The organism is Frankia sp. CoWAU3 (assembly GCF_977971855.1).
On record NZ_CDWWXB010000080.1, the window covers coordinates 1 to 7,244 of the forward strand.

7 protein-coding genes are annotated in these 7,244 nt (G+C 71.3%); 2 read left to right on the plus strand and 5 right to left on the minus strand.

Annotated features, from left to right (window positions below):
* Positions 1-7: 7 nt before the first annotated feature.
* From AC08ON_RS09490 to AC08ON_RS09500, 3 genes are all read right to left on the minus strand, one after another.
* The gene (locus AC08ON_RS09490; RefSeq protein WP_476616799.1) at positions 8-910 is read right to left on the minus strand and encodes a TadA family conjugal transfer-associated ATPase; all 903 of its coding nucleotides are present in this window, start codon (positions 908-910) and stop codon (positions 8-10) included.
* Between the two features lie 167 nt (positions 911-1,077).
* A complete protein-coding gene (gene ssd / locus AC08ON_RS09495; RefSeq protein ID WP_476607283.1) occupies positions 1,078-2,286 on the minus strand; it encodes a septum site-determining protein Ssd in 1,209 nt (402 codons plus the stop codon).
* Between the two features lie 287 nt (positions 2,287-2,573).
* On the minus strand, positions 2,574-3,602 hold the full coding sequence (locus AC08ON_RS09500) for a hypothetical protein (RefSeq protein WP_476607282.1): 1,029 nt from the start codon (positions 3,600-3,602) through the stop codon (positions 2,574-2,576).
* Between the two features lie 381 nt (positions 3,603-3,983).
* Here AC08ON_RS09500 and AC08ON_RS09505 point away from each other — a divergent pair, with 381 nt between their 5' ends.
* Together AC08ON_RS09505 and AC08ON_RS09510 are read left to right on the plus strand one after the other, a co-directional pair.
* Positions 3,984-4,481, plus strand: coding sequence for a phage holin family protein (locus AC08ON_RS09505; RefSeq protein ID WP_476607281.1), 498 nt, complete (start codon positions 3,984-3,986; stop codon positions 4,479-4,481).
* A gap of 168 nt (positions 4,482-4,649) precedes the next feature.
* Positions 4,650-5,564: an alpha/beta fold hydrolase gene (locus AC08ON_RS09510; RefSeq protein ID WP_476607280.1), complete on the plus strand. Its 915-nt coding sequence runs from the start codon at positions 4,650-4,652 to the stop codon at positions 5,562-5,564.
* Positions 5,565-5,599: 35 nt separating this feature from the next.
* Here the strand turns inward: AC08ON_RS09510 and AC08ON_RS09515 are convergent, their stop codons facing one another.
* A complete protein-coding gene (locus tag AC08ON_RS09515) occupies positions 5,600-6,784 on the minus strand; it encodes a MarP family serine protease (RefSeq protein WP_476607279.1) in 1,185 nt (394 codons plus the stop codon).
* Between the two features lie 18 nt (positions 6,785-6,802).
* Positions 6,803-7,237: a cupredoxin domain-containing protein gene (locus AC08ON_RS09520; RefSeq protein ID WP_476616802.1), complete on the minus strand. Its 435-nt coding sequence runs from the start codon at positions 7,235-7,237 to the stop codon at positions 6,803-6,805.
* Positions 7,238-7,244 lie beyond the last annotated feature (7 nt).

Sequence of the window (7,244 nt, forward strand, 5' to 3'; positions counted from 1 at the left end):
GACAGGGCTAGCGGAACACCCCGATCGCGCAGACCCGACGGCGGCCGTCGGCCTCCCGGCAAAGGTGAACGGCGGTGTGGAGCGCTGCCGCGATATGGCTGTGGACCGCGGGGCGGGACAGCCCGGCGAGGGCTGCGAGAGCCTCCAGGCGGGTGGGCAGCGCACTGGTGTCGTTGGCGTGCACGGTGCTCAGCCCGCCCTCGTGACCGGTGTTGAGGGCGACGAGGAGATCGAGCACCTCGGGGCCGCGGACCTCGCCGAGCACCAGCCGATCCGGGCGCATGCGCAGCGCCTGGCGGACCAGATCACGCTGGGTAACCTTGCCGGCGCCCTCGATGTTCGGCGGGCGGGCCTCGAGCCGCACCATCCCCGGACGGTCCATGACGAGCTCGGCGGTGTCCTTCACCAGCACGATCCGTTCGTCGGGGCGCACCGCTCCCAGTAGCGCGGCAAGCAGTGTGCTCTTGCCCGAGCCGGTGCCCCCGGTCACCACGATCGCAAGTCGGGCGCTCAGGACCGCGTGCAGCACGGCCGCCACCGCCGGGCTCATTGTTCCGGCGAGCACGAGTTCGTCGAAGGTGAAGGGGCGACGCCGGGTCCGTCGCAGCGACAGGCACGTACCCTGCACCGCGATCGGTGCCAGAACCGCGTGCAACCGGGTTCCGTCGCGCAGTTGCACGTCGGCGAAGGGCATCGCGGCGTCCAGGAGCCGCCCGGCTGTCGCGGCGAGACGAACGGCCAGGCGCCGCACCGCTTCCTCGTCCGCGAACGCGACCGAGGTACGGATGAGCCGGCCCCGGCGTTCCACCCAGACCTCGCCGGGCCCGTTGACCAGGACATCGGTGACGTGCGGATCAGCGAGGAGGGGATCCAGCGGGCCGGCTCCGGGCGGCTCCGCGGGTGCGGCCACCGGTTCCGGTGGTTCGAGCGGTTCTGACGGTTCGAGCGGTTCCGATGGGATTGCGGACGGCGGTGAAGATCGTGTGGAGACCGCGGGCCTCGCGGCCGCTCGGGCAGCCGGTGAGGCCGCGTGACCTGTGGCGGGGAATGGGGACCTGCGTCGCTCGCCGAGCCCGGTCATGACCAGGCCTCCGGATCGGGCCACACCCGTGGCCCGAGAACGCCGAGGCGGGTCAGCAGCTCCTCGCTGAGGCGATCGATGGTGTTCCTGTCGGCTGAGCCGCCGTAGCGGTCGCGAGTGGGAACCGAACGGTTCCGTCGGCTGCTGATCACCCCGGCCAGTGGCACGCCGAGCATCGTGGCGATTGCCTCCGGGGTGAGGCGGTCGGACGGGTGCAGCCGGACGACGGCGCGCACATCGGCGGACCGGCGGATGGCGGCCGAGCAGACACGTTCGGCCGCCACGATCGACGGCAGGTCCGCGGGCGTGACGATCAGCACCGTCTGGCAGGTCCGCAGGGCCACGGTGGTGCCCGCGTCGACTGCGGTGGCCGCCGGATTCCCTCGGCTGGGGAGATCCAGGATCACCAGGTCGGACGTGCAACGAGCGGTCGCGAGCAGGGTGGCCATCGTCGCCGGGGGAACGCCTGGGCTGACGGCGGGATCCCAGGACACCACGGAGAGGTCACCCCGGCGGGGCAGCCGGTCGGAGCAGGCGATCGGCCCGACCGGGCCGTTCCCGTCCATCTGGTCGTGCTGGTCGTGGCGCGTGGGAAACAGCGGCGCCAGGCTGGAGGTCTCCCCGCCAGGGAAGGCACCGGACATGGACGGCACGAGGCGGGCGAAGGCGGGGGCGAGCCCGCCACCGTGCGGATCCGCGTCGATCAGCATCGTGCGCAGGTCGTGCCTCAGCCCGGCCAGGGCCAGCGAGACGGCCAAGGTGGAGGCTCCCGTCCCGCCGCGGCCGCCGATGATGCCCAGTGTCACCGAACGATGCCGATCGAGGCCGTCGAGATCGCTGAGGAGGTCGACCAGCCAGGGCTCGGCTTCGGGAAGGAAGATCACGTGATCGGCGCCGATGCGCACGGAGGCGTCCCACACCCGGCCGTCGTCGACGTGTCCTCCGACCAGGACTACATGCCGTCGATCGGGCAGCGTGGCCGCGATGCATGGCTCGACCTCGTCCATTCCGACGATGACCAGGGGAGCCGACGTCCAGTTGCGGCGCACCGCGCTCATCTCGGTGGCGACCGTCATCGACACACCGGCGGCCGCCGCAAGCCGCAACAGATCGTCGAGTAGGTCGGGAATGGCGGTGACGATGAGCGGGCGTACGACCGGACCGTGGTTCTCCGCGGCGGTCAGCAGGGGCGGAGCAGGGGACATGGCGGCCTCGTTCCCATCGGGGTCGGGGAAGACGTGGTCTCACCATGCGCCGGGACAGGCCCTGTGGATGACCGCCCTCCACAGGGCCTGAAGATGTTCTGATGGAGGTTTCGACCGGCCGAGACCTGCCGAGGCCGCAGGCCGGGAACGCGTGGCTGCCGCCCACGTGGCAGGAGGGGCGGCGGCCCACGCAGGGGTCCGCGCCGAGTGGTTCATACGGGCAGGTTCGTTGTGGTCCATCCCTGCAGCGGATCCGTCAGGTGCGTCAATCGCGCCGTAAGTGTGGATCAGGTTCGGGCGAGCGCCTCGCAGACGGCGAGGGACTCCCGCGCGGCGAGTTCCAGGGCCTTCGCGCAGTGCCGTACCCAGATGGCCACGCCGTCGGCGCCGCCACCGACATAGGCCGCGGCGGCCTCGCGGTACCCGGCGTGGGCCTCCCCGGCGTGGGCGTCCCCCGCGCGGTCCACCCGCAGGATGCTCGCCGGGTTCTGTCCCATCTCGAGATGTCCCACGTCGGTCGCCGTGAGTGCCTTGGGATCGAGGCCCCGGCCGATCAGGACCAGACGGGCGGCGGCCCGGGCGATGACCCCGTCGAGGGCGCCGAACGGTCGTAGGGCCAGCAGCTCCCCGTGCACCACGGCGGCCACCACGATCGCCGGCGCGCTCGTGGGCGCGACGAGGAGTCCGGTCAGGCCATCCAGCCGAACCGAGGTCTCCACCGAGTGGGGAGGCGGGCCCAACCGCAACGGGTCGAGAATCTCCCGGGTGCCGGCATCGGCCCGCGGACGACCGAGCTCGTCGCCCGGGACGAAACCCCGGCCCAGCAGCACGTGCATGCGGGCCAGGGCCTGTCGCGGTGCCCGCTCCCAGGCCGGAACCAGGATGCCCAGTTCGGCGTAGAGCCGAACCGTGCCGAGGACGACAGGTAACGGATGGCCGGATCCGGTCATGGCGGCGTCGTTCCGTGTACCGCGGTCGGTGACCGCTCCGGCCTTCGACGCGTCCGTTTCCTCCGGGCCGGGGAGCACGCCTTCGGGCCCGGACCGGGCCAGGTGCGCCCGCAACTCGTCCAGGCTGATCTCGTATCCCTCGAGGGCGGCGCAGGCGCGGGCGGCCCGCAACGATGCCTCCGCGGTCACCTCGGCGCTCTGGCGGCGCAGAACGCGGTGGCGCAGAAGCGTGTCCACCGCGGATCGGGCGCTGTCCGCGGCTTCACGCACCCCGGGCAGAGCGGCAACACGGGCGAGTGGATCGGCGGCGAGGATTGTTCCAGACGGGCGGAGACTCACAGCTCGCACGCTACCCGTCCGCGCCATGCGTGCTGGGCCGTGCGTGCTGGGCCGTGCGGGGTCGGACCGTCCAGGCCAGGCGGGCCGGGCCAAGCGAGAAGACGGTGAGACCCGTAGGAGGAGTCACAGGTCTGAGCCGCGTCGTTGGGCCCCCAGGCGGCTCCGCGCGGGGGAGACTGCGTAGCGGGACCGGGGCGGCGGACCGCGTCACGACAGGGGGGACGGTCGGCCGGGAGGGTACTTGACGGTATGGACCGGAGGGGCCCGGGGCGGATGGCCTCCGGTGGGGCCTCCGGTCCGCCGCCGGTTCGGACCCTGTCGGATCAGGGTGCCTGTCGGATCAGGGTGGTAGCGCGAACTGTCCCGCCGTCCAGCACGGGCGGGTCGCAGCCAGAGGGAGGACCAGAAGTGTCGATCGCAGCCGGGAAGGCTCGGGACGGCCGTGAGCCGACGCTGGGTGAGCTGGTGGCCCTGGCCACTCGCGATGTCTCGTTGTTGGTTCGTCAGGAGATCAACCTGGCCAAGGCCGAGCTTGCCCAGCAGGCGGTGTCGGCTGCGCTCGGAATCGGTTTTCTGGCGGTGGCGGCAGGCCTCGGGTTCTGCGCTCTGATCGCCGTCACGATCTTTCTGGGAGAGCTGTTCACCTGGGCCGGCATCGAGCGTTTCTGGTCCTATCTGCTGACGGCCGGTCTCTACCTCGTCGTCGCGGGGCTGCTGGCCCTGTTCGCGATGGCGCGGTTGCGCAAGCTCTCCCCGCCCGAGCGGACCATCCAGACCGTGCGCGACGACATCACCTGGCTACGTAATCCGACGACCGCCCCAGCCAGGTCGGCGGGTCCGGTCGGACCGGGAGACGCGGTCGGGTCGGCGGGTGCGGCCGCCCACCCGGGTCAGCGCGGGCACTGACGTCCTGTTCGGTGTCCGCCGGTACCCAAGCCTGCAGGCGCGGTCGGCACAGGGTCTGGCGAGGGAGCCGGCGGCGGACGTTCGAGGGCCGGCGGCGGACCTCACGACCGGCTCGTCACGAGCACCGCCGGTCCGGGGCCGGGGGCTGGTCTGCCATCCTGGCAGGCGATGGAGGACACCGTTCCCGAGCCCGCCACCGTCCTGGTCGACGGGCCGTGGCGGCACCGTGACGTGTCTGCCAACGGTACCCGGCTGCACGTGGCGGAGTTGGGGAGCGGCCCGCTCGTCCTGCTGCTGCATGGCTTCCCGCAGTTCTGGTGGGCCTGGCGTCACCAACTCACCGTGCTGGCGGCGGCGGGCTACCGCGTCGTCGCGCCGGACCTGCGCGGCTACGGAGCGAGTGACAAGCCGCCTCGGGGCTATGACGCCTTCACCCTCTCCGATGACGTGGCCGGTCTGGTCAGAGCATTGGGGGAACCGGACGCCGCGGTCGTGGGCCACGACTGGGGTGGGCTGCTTGGCTGGACCACTGCGGTCCGTCATCCGATGGTGGTGCGTCGACTCGCGATCCTGGCCATGCCCCATCCGCTGCGGCTGCGGCACCAGATCGCGGCGGATCCTCGTGGTCAGGGTGTCGCCAGCCGGTACATGCTCGGTTTTCAGCTGCCGTGGCGGCCCGAACGGGTCCTGGTGGCCGAGGACGCCGCCCACGTCGCAACGCTGCTACGCGGCTGGGGAGGACCGGGGTATCCGGATGCCGAGGCCGAGCGGCGATATCGATCGGCGATGCGCGTTCCCGGGGTGGCGCACAGCTCCCTGGAGTACCACCGGTGGATCTTCCGGTCGTTATTCCGGCCTGATGGGGCGCGTTTCGGTAGTGTCCTCCGTCGGTCGCTGCGGATGGAGACCCTGCAGATACACGGGGAAATGGACCGTTGTTTCCTGCCGTCCACCGCCCAGGGCTCCGGGCGTTACGTCAGCGGTCCCTACACCTGGCGTCTGCTCGGTGAGATCGGGCACTTCCCGCATGAGGAGGCCCCCGACCTCGTCAACGCCGAACTGCTCGGCTGGCTTCGTCCCTGAGCGTCGCCCGGCCACCGGTGCGGGAGTACGGGAGGTCAGTCGCACCCCTGCGTGCTCACCTCCGCCGTGGCGATTACCCCGGCGGCGGCAGGCCTGGCCACTTCGGCGGCGCTCAGGGCGTAACCGGTGTCGCTGTCGTTGACGGCCGCGGCGAACACGACGCCCAGGACGTCTCCGCTTTCGGACAACAGGGGTCCACCGGAGTTTCCCGGCAGCACCCGTCCACGGACCGCGTAGATGTCGCGCAGGACGAGGCCGTGCGAGTAGATGTCCGGGGCCTGGGCGGTCTGATGGTCGCGGACACGCGCCGCCACAGTGGTGTATGGCCCGTCCTGGGGATAACCGGCGATCACCGCGGCGTCTTCGGCCGCGGCCGGTGGGTTTGTCCGGAACCGCAGCGGCGGCCGTTGCAGGTCCGGCACGCGGAGCACGGCGACGTCCCGGTCGGGGTCGAACAGGACGACCTCGGCCGGCAGGGTGCGCGAGGCCAGCACGACCACCGGACGGTGCACTCCGGCTACGACGTGCGCGTTGGTCATCACGCGCTGCGGGGCGATGACGAATCCGGATCCCTCGACCCGTTTGTCGCAGGAGCTGGCGACGCCACGGATTTTCACGATGCTCGCCGCCGCGTTGCGGACCCCGGCCGTCCGGGTGGAAGCGGGATCGGGCGGATCGGCAGCGACGATGCGCCCGCCGCCCAGCCCGGCGAAGACCTCGGGGAAGCCGTTGTCGTCAGCCAGTTGGCGCAGGTCGGCGAATGCACTGCGGACCTCGTTGGGCATCCCGGCGTCCACGGTGGCGAGGATCCGCGATTCCCGGACCGAGTGGGCGAGGGACTCGAAGGGCGATCGATCGACGGCCGTCGCCAGCAGCCAGGCGACAAGAACCACCGATAAGCCGGAGAGCACCGCACCCGCGGCGGCATCGACGGCCCTGCCGGGGCGCCAGGTCACCCGGTCCCGGCTGGCGACCCCGATCGCGGTGCCCGCGACCTGCCCGACCAGGGCGAGACCGAGCACGGCCAGGAGACCGACCATGGCGCCGTGGCTCTCCTGGCCGATCAGTTCGGCGAAGGGCTTCGCGACCTTGGCACCGAGCACACCACCGCCGAGGAAGCCGACGAACGACAGCGCGCCCACCAGGAAGCCCTGCCGGTACCCGGAGATCGCGAAGAGTACGACGAGCAGGAGAAGAACGATGTCCAGGACGTTGAGCACGGCGGGCGTCGGTTCGACTCAGAGGATCTTCAGTGTGGCTGTCATGTTGGGATGCAGAGTGCAGACCACCGGGTAGCTACCCGGTTTCGTCACGGAGAAGGTGATGCTCTGTGACTCTCCCGCGGAGACGATGCGCGTGTGTGCCTCGGGAATCCGCGGAATGACGAAGTTGTGCGGCGGGGACTGCGGCGCGACCGAGAAGTCGACGCGGATCCGCCCCGGCCTGGCCACCAGTTCCATCGCGGAGAAGTGCAGGTTCGGCAGGCCCGTGACGGCGAAGATCTGCAGGCCGCCCGCTCCCTCGGTGGGAGTGAGGGAGGGCCCCGTCGACGTGCCGTCCTTGCCCGAGCCTCCGCAACCCGCGGCGCCCAGGAACAGACCGAGTGCCAGTCCGAGAGCTACCGTGAGCCGGCCCAGCCGGGTTGTCCGCCTGGTCCAGCCCGTCCGGTCCATCCAGGTC